The organism is Exiguobacterium sp. S3 (assembly GCF_018617295.1).
GTDB classification, from domain to species: domain Bacteria; phylum Bacillota; class Bacilli; order Exiguobacteriales; family Exiguobacteriaceae; genus Exiguobacterium; species Exiguobacterium profundum.
Genome location: NZ_JACSJW010000002.1, coordinates 151,593 through 166,248, shown reverse-complemented (window position 1 = coordinate 166,248; position 14,656 = coordinate 151,593). Strand labels below are relative to the sequence as shown.

At 36.5% G+C, this 14,656-nt stretch carries 11 protein-coding genes; 7 read left to right on the top strand and 4 right to left on the bottom strand.

Annotated features, from left to right (window positions below; genetic code table 11):
• Window positions 1-1,119 carry a cysteine desulfurase family protein gene (locus KNO65_RS05810; RefSeq protein ID WP_214782479.1) on the top strand — a complete coding sequence of 373 codons (1,119 nt, stop codon included), beginning with the start codon at window positions 1-3 and terminating at the stop codon, window positions 1,117-1,119.
• A 43-nt stretch (window positions 1,120-1,162) separates the two neighbouring features.
• On the opposite strand, the gene dptH is transcribed toward KNO65_RS05810, so the two are convergent.
• The 3 genes from dptH to dptF are packed head-to-tail and all read right to left on the bottom strand — an operon-like array spanning window position 1,163 to window position 8,934.
• Window positions 1,163-5,200: a DNA phosphorothioation-dependent restriction protein DptH gene (gene dptH, locus KNO65_RS05805; protein WP_214782476.1), complete on the bottom strand. Its 4,038-nt coding sequence runs from the start codon at window positions 5,198-5,200 to the stop codon at window positions 1,163-1,165.
• Window positions 5,181-6,590 carry a DNA phosphorothioation-dependent restriction protein DptG gene (dptG, locus tag KNO65_RS05800; protein ID WP_214782457.1) on the bottom strand — a complete coding sequence of 470 codons (1,410 nt, stop codon included), beginning with the start codon at window positions 6,588-6,590 and terminating at the stop codon, window positions 5,181-5,183. The genes dptH and dptG overlap by 20 nt, the downstream gene beginning before the upstream one ends.
• Window positions 6,591-6,612: 22 nt before the next feature.
• A complete protein-coding gene (gene dptF, locus KNO65_RS05795) occupies window positions 6,613-8,934 on the bottom strand; it encodes a DNA phosphorothioation-dependent restriction protein DptF (protein WP_214782442.1) in 2,322 nt (773 codons plus the stop codon).
• A gap of 111 nt (window positions 8,935-9,045) precedes the next feature.
• On the opposite strand from dptF, the gene KNO65_RS05790 reads away from it, so the two are divergent.
• From KNO65_RS05790 to KNO65_RS05765, 6 genes are all read left to right on the top strand, one after another.
• Window positions 9,046-10,434: a DNA phosphorothioation system restriction enzyme gene (locus KNO65_RS05790; RefSeq protein WP_214782427.1), complete on the top strand. Its 1,389-nt coding sequence runs from the start codon at window positions 9,046-9,048 to the stop codon at window positions 10,432-10,434.
• Window positions 10,435-10,454: 20 nt separating this feature from the next.
• Window positions 10,455-10,643, top strand: coding sequence for a hypothetical protein (locus KNO65_RS05785; protein ID WP_214782424.1), 189 nt, complete (start codon window positions 10,455-10,457; stop codon window positions 10,641-10,643).
• Between the two features lies 1 nt (window position 10,644).
• Complete coding sequence (locus KNO65_RS05780; protein WP_214782421.1) at window positions 10,645-12,663, top strand: AAA family ATPase; 2,019 nt, start codon at window positions 10,645-10,647, stop codon at window positions 12,661-12,663.
• Window positions 12,663-13,127: a hypothetical protein gene (locus KNO65_RS05775; RefSeq protein ID WP_015881057.1), complete on the top strand. Its 465-nt coding sequence runs from the start codon at window positions 12,663-12,665 to the stop codon at window positions 13,125-13,127. Before KNO65_RS05780 ends, KNO65_RS05775 begins: the two co-directional genes overlap by 1 nt.
• Before the next feature lie 131 nt (window positions 13,128-13,258).
• Window positions 13,259-13,786, top strand: a complete 528-nt coding sequence (locus tag KNO65_RS05770; RefSeq protein ID WP_214782419.1) for a helix-turn-helix domain-containing protein — start codon at window positions 13,259-13,261, stop codon at window positions 13,784-13,786.
• 13 nt (window positions 13,787-13,799) lie between these two features.
• The gene (locus KNO65_RS05765) at window positions 13,800-14,156 is read left to right on the top strand and encodes a transposase (RefSeq protein WP_214782416.1); all 357 of its coding nucleotides are present in this window, start codon (window positions 13,800-13,802) and stop codon (window positions 14,154-14,156) included.
• Window positions 14,157-14,280: 124 nt separating this feature from the next.
• On the opposite strand, the gene KNO65_RS05760 is transcribed toward KNO65_RS05765, so the two are convergent.
• A complete protein-coding gene (locus tag KNO65_RS05760; RefSeq protein WP_214730730.1) occupies window positions 14,281-14,553 on the bottom strand; it encodes a hypothetical protein in 273 nt (90 codons plus the stop codon).
• Between the last annotated feature and the right edge of the window lie 103 nt (window positions 14,554-14,656).

Here is a 14,656-nt window from a genome sequence, read left to right as displayed (position 1 = left end):
ATGCTTTATCTAGACAACAGCTCAACGACACCTGTGTATCCAGAAGTACTTGAAGAGATGCTCCCCTATTTTCTTGAAGAGTTCGGGAATCCTTCGAGCAAGTATTATTCACTGGCAGAAAACTCTAAGAACGCTGTTGAACATGCTCGAGAACAGTTAGGTAAATTTCTTAACTGTTTTTCTACCGAGCTGTATTTTACTTCGGGAGCGACCGAAAGTAACAACTGGATTTTAAAGAGTGTTAGTTCAACTTTACCGGACCATCAAGTGATTACCACGGTAGCCGAACATTCATCTAATTTAGAAATCGCAAAGTATTTAAATGAGCAACTGAATATTCACGTTGAATACTTGTCAGTCGATCAATTTGGTAGAATCAATTTTTCTGAATTAGAGTCTTTACTAAAAAAACGCCCTACTTCACTCGTTTCAATCATTTGGGGAAATAACGAGTTAGGGTCGTTAAATGACATTCAGAGAGCTTCTGAACTAGTTGCTCAATATGGTGCGCTCTTTCACACCGATGCCACACATGTCGTCGGAAAGATGAGAATCGACCTGTCAGAACTGACGAACGTTCATTTCTTATCAGCTTCTGCGCATAAGTTCAACGGTCCAAAAGGTATCGGCATCGCTTATGTACAAAAAGATGAGGACGGGATTCCAAGAAAATTGACACCACTTATTCATGGTGGTGGCCAAGAGCAAGGCATTCGAGGCGGGACTCTTGCTGTTCCTCTTATTGTGGGAATGGGAAAGGCAGCTGAAATGCATCAAGCATCCTTGACCAAGAACATCAAAAAGTTAGAGAAACTTGAAGAGTATTTAGTTCAACTTTTAACTCAAAAATTTGGTTCGAACATACGATTTAATAGTGACCATAGAAACAAAATTCCTGGCATTGTGAATATTCAATTCGTTGGTATTAACAATGAAGTTCTCGTAAAACAACTGGCTCCTGTCATGGCGGTCTCAACTGGATCTGCTTGTAGCTCCAGTAAACCAAGTCATGTCCTCCAAGCGATCGGATTAACATTAGATGAAGTTCGATCATCCATTCGATTCTCACTATCGTCAAACATTGAACTAAATGACTTAGAGATTTTCAAAGAACTGTAAGTAAACGACCGGCTTAAATTAAATTTAAGCCGGTCGTTTACGTTTAAATATTATTAATTTTGAAGGTTTCAAGCATTTCTTCTCTTGGAATATCCTTTTTGCCATCTATAATAGATTGTCGGATTTCTTCAATCGAATACGATCCACCACTTATACCATACTGCTCTGGTAAATTAAGCAACAGAATATCGTCTTCAACGCGTTCAATAGACGAAGTTGTTTCTTCTGTTCTAAATGAAACGACAACACCTTTATTAAAGTACTCGGTTAATTCATTCGAAATTTCATAATTACCCTTCATCAGTCTTTCGATAACGGAAAGTCTTTCCTGTTCAAAGTCATAATTTTGTTCTCTCTCGATCCACAATTTTCCTTCAAATAGTTTTTTAGCATTTGCTAAGAAAAGATGTGCAAAGAACATACGATAGTACTGTTGAGAGAATGTAGTTTCTGCCTCCCCCACACCTAATTCTAAATCAAAGAGAGCTTTCGTTCGAACAACTTGGTTTCTAGCTTTATCTATGACATTACTCAAGTTTCTACCGATTTTTACTTCAATTGGATAGAAGTGCATTTTTAACTTACCGTCCGTTTCCTGCATCCCAATCAACAGTAAATCATCTGAGTAACTACCTGACTTACCTAACGCTTTCACAGTGAAAGGTGAATTCGCGTGGTTTAACCCAATTGCTTTCGCCACTCGTAAAATTTCCTCAAGAGAGATTGGAACCCAAGTAATATCATCGGTTGAAAACATCGCCAATGAATATTTAACGGCTGCCAATAAGCTGAATTTTTCACGACTCTTATGCACGTTACGAGCTGTTTCATTACTTAAACCTTGTTGAATCATTGAGAGTAGCCATTCTCCGTTGATTACATTGAACGTTTGAATGATTTCTTTAATACTCTCATCTGTATTCAAATCCGGTTTTTCATGATTCAAATAATCTTTAATCACTGCCTGATATTGTGCTGTTTTCTTCGTAACTGTAATAGCATCATATCGGTAAGAAGAAGATTGATCATTATAATGAATGATAATCAATTCATTATCCGGGTTTCCTTGCTTAGAAGAAAAATAGCCTAAGTCGACAGTAGGTTCGATTAATGTAACCCAGTGTGAACTTTCATAAATATTTTGTAACTTATAACTATCGCGTGCATCTGTAATACTAGCTAGTGCTGTTACGCCATGTGCAAATGAGCTACTCCCGTTATCTTTCATGTGTACGTTCAATTCATTAAATGATTTGGCACATCGTAATAACAAGTCTTCCTCCTCAATTGCATAACCTCGAAGACCAAACCCCATACTAAACTGACCATCTTTGACTGTCGGTGCAAGTGTCGAATACAAACCATTCATGGCATTACCACTCTTGATATACTCCATTTTGTCTGTGATGACTTGTTCTTCACCACTCATCTTATAGAAACTAATATGAGCATATTCAAAATCATTAGAAGATTTATTTTGAATGTGGTAGTGATTAATCAGCGACTGAATTTTCTCCGCTACTTCTTGCGGGGAGAGAATGAAGTTTTTCGGAATGAGTGTGTACAGATATTCGAACTGCTCCCAGTCATCTTCCATGAAATCTTTTGCAGCAAATTGATCGAAAGCACTTCGATATCGACCTGAATCAGAATAAAGTTTCACTTCTACGGGGATTACTATATCTCGATTTTTCTCATAACTATTCTTTAATTGACGGAACACCCATTCAACTATACCTTTCAGTACCATCTCATCATTACGAATTTCAATTACATTTAAATAAAGTGGTGCTCTAGCGATTTGATTTGTCTGATTAAAGAGTGACGTAAAATGATCGACAAACTGATTTAACTTTTCTTTGACTACTTCAGATAAAAAGCGGTCCGCTTCAGCCACGACAACCTCTTCTTTTACTCGATACACCATCCACTCTGGCAAATCTGATTGGGATTCTGCCTTGTAAGCTTTACCTTCAAACCATAGATATGGGGCTAATGCATCGGCTCGTAGACGTTTCAGTACACTTTCCGAGATCTCCTCTTCCCCAAGTTGCGTATTAAGCTCTAATTGAAATGCAACATTAATCGGATGGAATGGAGTAAAGTAAACAATTTGCTCTTTTTGATTATATAAGACACCTAATTTTAAGATTGAATGCCCCACTTCAAACAATCGATCTGCTTCTTGAATCGATTCAATCGCTTTTACATACGCTTGAACATAATTTAAAGCAACTCGTTTGTATTCATCATCCCAGTAAGCCAACATGGGTACAGTTTTTTTAATTTTGAAGTGGTTTAAGAACAGATTATACGCTTCTCTTAATTCATAATATGCTTTAAACTCCAATTCAATAGGACTGAGGACGCCTGCCGAAAGAACAGCAGTTTGCATACTTTGATTGACCCATTCCATTTCGTAGTCCAAGAAGTCTTTATACTCGTTTTGGGGATAGTAAATTTGATTCTTCAAAATCAATTTCTCATCCGCACTCAGTACAATTGATGCTCGCTTCTCACGTTTTTCTTTATACAACCGTATATTCGGAATCGGATGCGGTTTTGATGCATCGACACTAAATTTAATATTAATCGGTTGCGACTCTCCAACAACTAGCTGCATAAACTGATCGTCTTCAAACAAATCCTGATCAAAGTGATACGTAATATTAGGCTCCTCGGATACTTTAACGAGAGCTTGATCTTGGTAAATGGGTTCTTGTGAGCCGTCACCTAAGCGTAATTCACCTTCTTTATTACCTAGTGTCAAATACTCGGTACCGTTCCCAGTTAAACGCTTCACTTCATAAGTTCCCGCATAATCCTTAAGAACTTCATTAGAGAATGGGAAAATCATAATATTTAGCTCTGAATATAATGTACTTTCATTTTTTACTTTGTACTTTACAGTACATTGCGCAGTATTTTGAACTTGATTTGAAGTTAGTGTCAAATAAAGATTGTTTGTCTTCACATTTGAAGTTACTTCAAGTAAAGGATTACAATACTCAATTTTGATTTGCGACTGTTCTAAGCTCTTTCGAACACCTTTACCCTCAATAAGATATTTAAACTTTAGATTAATTTCTCTTTCATGAGAAGGATTAAAAACTGCAATGTAACGTATGCGTTTTCCTGTCTTTGTCATTTTATGTGGCCGGTCCCAAACCACTACCGAGGAATGCTCATTAACTTTTGTAACTTCATCAAGCTCAAATACTTTTTTATTCTTTTCTGCTTTAAGTTTAATTACTTCTTGCAATGTTAATTCATTCCAATGATCATGTTTAAGTTTATTGACACCTTGCTCGTTAAACTTTTTCGGTAATTGCGCCTCAGTCGTTTCATTAAAATGACTCTCTTGTACAAATTCATATAAATCTCGGTTCTCACGAAGTCGTTCACGAATCTCTTTTTTGGATGACGTTTGGATAAACGAATCAAGCTCCTGGTCGTGGAAGAACCTTAACTTTAGAAAATCTTTCTTTGAAAGTTCTGTTTTTTGCATGAGAGAAAGAATTTCTTCAAAATCAAAGAATGATACCCCTTTAAACGAGTTGAACTCTTCTTCGATTTCCTTCAAGTGAAAATTAATCACTTCAACCAATGCGCCTTTATTGTCCGACATTTGCTTCAATTCATGCTTAAGTTCTTCTAAAATCTTTTGAGGATTTAACGGCATCCCTTCTTTTTGAAGATTTGCTCCACCACCATCAATACTATCAAGTTGCCCGTGATAAATAACAAGCAATGAGCGATTTAAACCTTCAGCTTCTTGTTCACTAACTAAATTTCGAAGTTTAACGAAGAAGTCAGGTTGAATTCCTTCGCTTTGAGTGGCAATGATTAACTCACTTGTCCCGTAGTCAATCGCAAACGTTTCATATTCAGTAACTCCGTTTAATTTATATTCAAAAGCTTTAACCTGATCTTTTGCTTCCTTCTCGAGATATTCCTTTAAATATTGAACATGGCTCTCTTCTTCGAGTTGCAAATAATACTTATCTCCAGGCTTAGGCGTGTTTACTAAAAAATGGCCATTTATTTTTTTCGTTACATACTCATAAAATTGGTTTGACATACTGTGCCTCCCCACTATCGCTCTTCTTATCGATAACATTAATTTTTTCTAGTAGTTGTAAAAGGGCAGCTGATGATTCGTTATCAAAGTTGATGCCTCTTTTACTTAATCTTTCTAATAGTTCTACAAATGTAATTCGGTCATTTTTACAACTTACAGCGCACATCAGAATTAACATCTCCTGGTTCAGAGACAATACATATCCAAGACGCCCACGACGCTTCGTAAAGTGCGATTTAGCAATATTTTTTGCATGATCTCCATAACGAGACTGCGCTTCTTTCGGAGTCGTCAGTTTCATCGCATTGAATAGTTGTTTAGCTGCTTCGTTAAAAGTTTGACTGTCATTCACATTGCTCTCTAAACCTGCATAAGTAAGAATTCGTTCAGTCTGCAAATCAATATCTTTCAAAAATTGAACCTGATCTGTAGCACTAAGCATAGTAAAATGTTGAAAAATTTCATCATATGTCATGATTTTTGATTTCTCATTCTCTAATGATTGGTTAACAGAGTTACAACTCAACTGAGCCATCGTCAACTCATGAACAAATAAATTTTCACTCGCACTCGTCAACAGTCCCATCCCCGAGTTCATCGTTTTTCTTCTTGAAGTAACAGTCGTCTCGTTATGAATTGTGTAGTACATTTTCGATGGATGATTCCAGTTAGACGTCTCAAAGTTATTAATTTTCACTGTTGTTTGAGAAACAATATAGTGTAGGTAATACTTTAATAAATTATTAATTTCTTTCAAAAAGTATTGCGGATGCTCAGCTAAATAGACAAAATCTTCTCCTAATAGTTTTATTGGTAATGAAGAATAAAGAGCATGCTCGGCTTTATATTCTTTGTTCGTTAGACTCGGTAATAAATTTACAATCATCTTGTCTAACAGAGTTTCATTTTGGCCTGCTTTAAAAACCTGTTTAATCTTTTCGATTTCTCCTTCATCTAACGCATGTTGCGTCAAATCCGCTAGAAAAGTACCCAACTTCTTTTTCGTTGCAGGATTGCCTTGGATGTACATGAACATACTTGGATGAGTAACGTTCAACCCTCCATCCCGTTTTAACAGTAATTCACTAAAGAAAGTATGAATTTCATCTTCATGCTCAGGTTGATTCTCGACTCGCTCTAGTACACCTTCTAACAGATAATCCGTATTGAAAGACTTAGCTGACAGCTCTACATTCAGAAGTCTTCTAGAATAAGCACCGATTTCCTTTTCCCAATCGGAAAGAGCGTTTTTAATTGAATCGCTCTTTCCTGTTGTGAAAGGGAGTATTTGATAAAAATTCGAAGTTTGTCGCTTCGTTATTTTTTTCCGACTTTTGTCTAAAACAATAACTTGTTTTTCATCGAAAATTTTCTCTGGTAATAATCTCATTATTTACACCCGCTTTCACACCTTACATTTTACTAAATACGATTTTTTCTTCATTACTAAATGGATCTGCTTCTTGTTTTAAAACGAAGGTTTCTCCAGTTTGGACAACATAAATCAACACTTCTTCGTTATTTGTATTATGTGTACGAATCGCATTTGCGAATTCACTGAATCGAATGGCATCGTCGAAATCAATCTTAGAAGGTTGATATCCTTTATCTATTTTTGAAATTAAACTGAACATCTTATAATCGATTTCTAGCTTAATTCTTTGTTTGCGCTCACCCACTACAAATTGAATGAATAAGGAGTTTCTAAATTGAACCACTTGCTCTTCATTTTTTATCGGCATACTGATTGGATCCAATGTAAAACTAACTGGTTTTGCTATACGATAACGCTTTGAAATCTTTGCATTCGAATCAAACAAATAATTTTTATGATCTTTTTTAAATCCAAACCATAACATAAGTGCATTCTCAAATTTCTCGTAGAGAGTTTTAAGTTCATATTTTTGACCAGTGTAATAAGCAAATAGATATTTTGAGAATGATTCAATCGTTGTCTGTGTAATATTCATCTCTCTCGGGTTAGACAAATAGAGTAGTCTTAGTAATGATTGTGTGTACTCGTTAACCAATTCACGATCTAATAGATCAAGTTCATATGTTTGACGAGTCAATTCGTCAAATCTAGAGATAAATCCACTCACATCTGACTCTAAATTGATTTGAAGAATGATTTCATCTATCTCTTTGGAACGAGAAGCAACCGGATCTTCATTTCTTAGCATGATTGATATAGGTGAGTCATTCTGAGCTGTAAATATTTTTTGATGAAGGCCATGTATAAGTAACGTCTCAAGTACAATTTTTTGTTTACTGATATTTGTCCAATTTCCTGGAATCATAATTTCGTATATTAAGTTAAAAAATTGGCGCATAGATAAAACTGCTTTTTCTTTTAAAAGAGAACTTGCGATGATGTTTACGAAGTTGCGTTTCACTTGTTGATTACCCATAAGTAAAAAATTGCGATGGATAATCGAATCGATCCCTCTCTTTACATCTTCTTGATAGGCCAAATAAAATGGGTTTTCTTCATTTTGATCGAACATTTTTGATAGAATACCCATTAAGAAATTCGATTCTACGCCGCCCTTAGTAAGTTCATACATTGGATAATCTGAGAAACTGACCATGGAAAAATGGTCATGTTGCGTTGCTTGGGAGATCTCATTCTCAAAAATACCTGATTGCTCAATATATGAAATCAATGAATTGAACGTGTAATGATTATCGAATGAACTCACGAAGTCATATAAAAATTTATGTAATACCCCTAAGTTGATTGCCAGTACAAACTCTTCCGAACCTTCATTCAGATGCTGATCGGAAAATGGAATTAATTTTTCAAGTAAAGTCTCCATTGCAGTCTTACGAGGAGAAAGACTTTCTGTCGCATCATTCCAAATTTTGTTTTTATATCGATTCATCAGTTCAGGTTCTGCCGATTGAAGATGTGAAAGAATATGCGATTTTCCATCCCCTACACTACCAATTAATAGCGTTAATCGTTTTTGGGCAGGTTGCTGGAGCATCTGAATTAATTTCTTTTCGATCGGGCGTTCTACGTGTAAATACTGCTTTAATGAACTCAATGGGAGTTCTGCACTTTCAACCGCCTCTTTTGAAGATTCATTTAATCTTGACATCAGGTTATACAAATAGCTTTCGTCATCTGTTTCAATTTGAGGTAAGAAATCAAATAGCTTATTTTTTTCTTTTTTCTCTCCCACGATTGTTTTTTCAGTAGGATCTTCTTTTGTTGGTGCAGAACTGAGTGCTTTTAATTTTTCTTCTAGTTGCGCTTCCAAAATTTTTAAGATATCATCATGCCCTCGATCACTATTCTTTTCAGCTGGATGAGTCGGTGGAGCGTATCTAGGTATAGATGGTGGGTTTTCATAACTAAGGACATAAGACTCAACAATGTTATATAAACTCGACCAGATTTTCGGTAGAATTTCATGCGCCTCTTTAGTGAACAATTCATGTGCAGCACTGTTTCCGTTTCTTCGAACGTAATGAAGATCCGAAGCCAATTCGCGGTCGATGATTTCTTCAGACTGTAACAAACGAATGTTATCATTTAAGTTGTATGTATTTTGCAAACCACTTACTTCTAGCCATTCATTCACGATTGCTTCAATCATTTTTCTGGCATTTAAAAGAGCAAAGTCTGTTTCTTTAGAATAATATTTATCTTCTACAATCTGGGCCAACTCTTCCGCTTTTGGATTAATTGGTTTTAGAAATGAGAAAAAGTATTCCATGTTATTCATTCCTTTCAATCACCTTGATAACTTTTTTATTAACTATATTCTTTATTATATCTATAATAAGGGTATATGGTAGGTTTTACCTACTCCTATATATGATAAAGGAGCTATTATATGGATTCAAGAATTCTATTCCCTTCTTTACCAAAATGGTTCACTCCACGAGACTATCAATTGGAAGCTATACAAAAGTGGTCTGAAAACGACTACCGCGGTTTACTAGAGATGGCTACGGGTACTGGAAAAACATTAACCGCTCTCACAGCCATAACAAAACGGTATGAAGAAACGAATCGGTTAGCAATCATCATTTTATGTCCTTATCAACATTTAGTAGATCAATGGGCGAAGGATGCTGAATCCTTTGGGATGAATCCAGTTCTATGCTATGGTTCAAAATCTCAATGGACATCAATTCTATCCGGAAAAATCACTCAATATAATTTTAAAATACAAAATTTTATGTGTGTAATCACTACGAATAGCACATTTAAAAATGCTAATTTCCAAGCTCAACTTACTCGAATTACGGATGGCGGAATGATTGTTGCCGATGAGGCGCATAATTTGGGTACAAAGCAATCGCTTCAATCGCTTCCTACAGCTTTTAAAAATCGATTAGCACTTAGTGCAACTCCAATACGGCACCATGATGGTAGCGGAACCGAACAGTTATTAAATTATTTTGGTGGGTCAATATATAAGTTTACTTTGGAAGAAGCAATTAAAAAAGGGTTTTTAACAAAGTATTATTACTACCCACACCTAGTCTCCCTCACAGAAGATGAACTGGAAATTTATCATGAGCTTACGAATAAGATATCAAAATTAGTTAATCTATCTGACCAACAATCAATTGAATCGACCGGAAGTACTACTGGGCTACTTGAAATGTTGTTAATTAAGCGCGCTCGATTAATTAATTCAGCTCAGCAAAAAGATATTTTGTTAAAGAAACAACTGAGTATGCAAGAAACTCTTGACCACACTATAGTATATTGCGGAGACCATTCTATAGAGAACCAACGCCATGTAGATCATATTGCACAATTTTTAAGCGAAGATTTAAACATATCAGCGAAAACTTTTACCTCAACTGAATCGAAAGAACTTCGACAGATTCTGTTAAAGGAATTTTCAGAGAATGCGATTCAAGCGCTTGTTGCTATCCGATGTCTAGATGAAGGAGTAGATGTTCCTTCTGCAGAGACTGCTTATATTTTGGCTAGCACAACCAATCCAAAAGAGTTCATTCAACGTCGTGGACGAATTTTACGTAAACATCCTGGAAAAGAATATGCGTATATTCATGATTACATTGTCATTCCACGTCCTTTGACAGAAATTGATTTACTAACAGACAAAGAATTTAATATTGAACGCCGGTTATTGATGAATGAGTTAAAAAGGGTAAATGAGTTCGCATCAATATCTGAAAATCATTACCAAGCACTACAAGTTTTAAATCCTATAAAAGAGGCATTTAATCTAGTCGATTTATAACCAATTGAGAGGTGAACATGATGAGTCAAAACCATTCAAGCAGCGAAAATGATGTATATGCACTGTTAAGCGAGTTATCCGAAACAGAACAACAAATTCTACAAAATATCATTCGCTTAGAAAAAGACTATTTAGATAAAGAGGGTTCATTCACTGCTGCGCAATTACCTGATGAATTTTCTAAATTAATCAAAAAGGAGTTTATCTGACATGATTCTCAAGCAAGTAATCATTGAAAACTTCCGTCAATATTATGGGCAGAATACGATTGAATTTGCACACGGATCAAGTAAAAATGTTACTGTCATCCACGGTGAAAATGGAAGCGGTAAAACAGCATTACTTACAGCTTTGATTTGGGGATTTTATGGACGAGAACTTAAATTACCGAATCCTGAGTCTATTTTTAATAATAAAGCTGTTCAAGAAAACACAAACAATAAAAATGACTTAATCACAGCGGTACAAATTAAATTTGAACATAACGATTATGAATACGAACTACGTCGTATGTTATACGCGAAGTTTGATTCTGAGCACAATATTCTTAATTTGCCAAAGAATAAAACAATCAATCAAAAAGTTGAATTGACTAAACGGAATGTAGCTACAAATCAATCTACTAAAATTAGAGATATCTCATACGAAATTAATCGCATTTTACCGTATAAATTGCATACGTTCTTCTTCTTTGACGGTGAACGAATGGACCATTTAGGAAAGAAAGAAGCCTATTCGGAAATTCGTGATTCCATTAAGAGAATGATGGGATTGGAGTTATTCGATAACTCTATTGAACATTTAAGTAAAACTATAATTAAACTTCGCGATGAAGTATCTAAAAATGTAAAAAGTGAATTGAGCGACAAGTACTTGCGCATAAATCAACTTGAAGATGAAAAAATAAAGAAGAAACAGCAACTTACTGAAACAAGACAAGAACTTTCGGCTGCCCAAAGTGAATTGAAAAGTATTGAAAATGCTTTACGTAACGGTGAAGAAACGAGAACCTTTCAAGTCACACGTGATCACTTAGTAGAATCAATTAAAGAAACGAAAAATGCATTCGATGAGAAATTAAATGAGTTGAGAATCCTACTTTCCCGCTCAAGTCACTTAGCTTTTTCAACCTTACCAATGAAAAGATTCCAGCGCATTGCATCTACAAATGACCAGGATTCAATTGAAAAATTGATTCATCCTGATTTGATTCCTTCTTTAATGTCGAAAGGGAAATGTTTGTGTGGACAAGAACTTGAGACAACATCAATTGCATCATTAGAAAAAGTTCAGCAAGAGGTCTTAAATTTATCGAGTTCAAAAAATGAAATGGATCAACTTTATTTCCGCTTAAGTGGTTGGGAAGTTGCTAGAAGCCATTTTTACACAGAAATCAGACGACTCGTTAGTGAACGTGAAGAATTGAGAGAAAACCTTAGAGGATTGGAAGACGAGTTACGAGAAATTGAGGAACGCATGAAAGCAAGTTCACGCAATATCGAAAATTCATCTAATTTAATCGAAAGAGAATCCTCGATTCGAACTGCAATCGTTAAAGCTGAGGCTGCTATAGAAAGTTTACTTCGATCAATTGAGGAAATTTCAAAAGAAGAAGAGTTATTAAATAAAGAGGTCAGTAAACTGACCAAAGCAGAAGAAAGACAATTAAAACTTCAACTTGCTCTAGGGTCTGCTACGAAAGTGAAAAACACTTTGATTGGGCTTTTAAAGCTCAGAGAATCCCAAGTAAAAACCGAATTAGAAGAAAAAATCAAACTAACCTATTCTCAGTTATTACGAAAAGACTATCCAATCTCACTTACTGATAATTACGAGCTTCTCGTTTCAGATGTAAACGGAGGAAGTATCGGTTTATCTCAGGGAGAATCACAGATTACAAGTCTTGCTTTCATCGGTGCTATTGTAGATTTAACTAGGGAGTACAAAGACAAAGAAAAAGGTCACGCGTTAGATGAAGATTTAAAACTCGGAAATATTTTTCCACTTGTAATGGATTCTCCTTTCGGAGCACTCGATGCAGACCATCGTTCTCGCGTTGCAACAAATTTACCAAAATTATCAGATCAAATTGTTGTGATTGTATCTACTTCACAATGGCGTGGAGAAGTGGATGAAGCCATTAATCATCGGATTGGAAAATCATATAAATTACTCAACCATACAAATGAAGGCATTGGGGAATATACGGAAATTATGGAGGTAATGTAATGGCAAAGCGTTCCGTGCGTCGAGATAGTACACAAGATCATATGTATACAGCGTTAAAAGAAGACGCTCAACTTTTTGAAACCTATAAAGATGCTTTCATGGCAGCATTATTGTTCGGTTATAGCAATGAACGAAGAAAAAAAGTAAAACCCGGTCCTGAAATTTTACTTGGCATTTTTTCAGAACAAGATTTGCAATTCATGAAATTGATCATGCATTTAGAAAATACATTTGAACGTTTTTCAATCGAGAATGATTCTGAGGATGAGTCAGATGTGACACTCGAGAACTATGATATTATCGAGGAATACGCTGCTGGCGGATTAGATGCTCTTTATCAAGAGTTAGAAATGTTCTTAACCGACCCTGAGTCGGCGCAAAATGCTTACTTAGATTTAATGCTTAAATATGAACAAAAAGAATTCAATACCGAAGATTTAATCAATGAACTTCCATTTAATTAATAAAAATTGGCTCATCACCATAAGGTGTGGTTGACACATAAAATCCATCGGATTTGAATTGAACATAGAAAAAAGCGAAAACCCCGGTATCGTAATTGTTGCCTAGACAAACCACGATTGGAGTTTTCGCTTTGTCCCAACAGTTTATCAAATTACTTCTTCCACTTCCAGACCTTTTTCAAATCCAGATGTCTTCAGACGAAGAACCGAACGTTTTCTCGGTCATTCCGGATCGACACGACATCCCTTGCCCGCTTTGTCAGAGAAAGACAGTCCTGCATTCGAAAGGGCGATGTCGCTTCCGACACGGTCACGCATGGAACGTCGGTATACTCTGGATTGAGCTGGATGTCCCACGTCAAAGATGCTTCTCTTGTGATTTGACGTTCGTGTATGACTACGGTCTCGGGCTCGTCCGCACCTCCACCGAGGTGTTCCTGAAAGGCATCGCAGAACGTTGCCACGGTAGGACGATCTCAGATGTCGCGCGTGAATACGGATTACCTTACACGACGGTGGAACGATGGTTTTATCGGTACGCCTCAGTAAAGACAGTGAAGCATACGACAGACGTCCTCATCGACGAGTTCGCCAAAAGAAAAGGACATCACAGCTGCACTCCAAGGCATAGCCGGAAACATCCGTTCTGTCGTCAGTGACTTTGCACCGGCGATGGCGAAGGCCGTCGCACATGTCTTCCCGGATGCGAAACATGTGCTGGATCGTTTCCATCTCATCCAGTTCTTCACGGACGCCCTTTGCCGCCGGCGTCGTTTTTTGAACGAGGCGAAACGTCGACTGACCGATTGGTTGGATCGTTATCAGTCTCATCCTTGCGAGCCTCTGGCGAAGATCGCGAAATCGATCCAGAACCGAGAGGAAGCGATGCGTCGAACAATCGTGTCCAGTCTATCGAACGGAAAGATGGAAGGAACGAACAACAAAATCAAGCTCATCAAACGCCGTGGTTATTGCTATCGAAACCTTGAACGGTTCTTTTTAAGGTTGTATCTGGAAATCGGTCGTTAAAATAGCAACCACGAGTTATGGTGATGAGCCAAAAAAATAGAAATGCCCTGTAAAATCAACTTACTGATTTTACAGGGCATTTTCTTTAATACGTAACAATGTGTTTTCTATTTGACACTTACTTTTATTCTTCATATCGGTCTACTGCCTGTTTGGCGTCAAGTAGCGTCCAGCCGTGTTCTTCTCGAACGCGCTTGACGGCTTGTACTTTTTTCCCTTGTCTTACTAATTCAGCTAGCTCTTGATTCAACTCCGGACTGAATTCTTGTGGAGAAGGATAATTCGTCTTCTCAAGTTGACGCAAGCGCATCCGAAGGTCACGAACTTCTGCGTACAAATAAAACGTAAACCCGATAACCGAGATAAGTAGCCAAGTCTGCCATTCCAGAGTAATCACCTCCTCATAATTAATTTAATTTTGATCCCTATTATGTTTTAAATGAAATGAAAAATTAGTATATCCCGAATTCAAGATATAGTTAATTATAGCGCTTACCAAA